1 protein-coding gene is annotated in these 312 nt (G+C 33.3%); it reads left to right on the plus strand.

What is annotated here, in order from left to right:
* The coding region (locus DIU01_RS00860) for a diacylglycerol kinase family protein (RefSeq protein ID WP_367221605.1) at window positions 1-312 on the plus strand (312 nt) is incomplete at both ends.

Consider the following 312-nt stretch of genomic DNA (forward strand, 5'->3'; position numbering starts at 1 on the left):
GAAAATTTAGAGATTGCTTTTCATAATCATTTTATGGAAATGGACATGATTTCTATCAACGGAAAGAAAAGTATTCATTTAAGTGATTTGGGATTGAATGCCGAGTTGGTAAAAAATTATGAAAACGGTTCTACTCGAGGAAAACTGGGTTATGCCTTACAAGTAATTACAACTTTAACCGAATTAGAAGAACCATTTTCAGCCAAAATAGAAGTAAATAATCAAACAATAGAATGCATTGCACGAATGATTGTCATTGCCAATTCACAGAAATATGGAACTGGCGTAACCATAAATCCGGAAGGCGTAATG

Source organism: Flavobacterium sp. (genome assembly GCF_003525665.1).
Lineage (GTDB): Bacteria > Bacteroidota > Bacteroidia > Flavobacteriales > Flavobacteriaceae > Flavobacterium.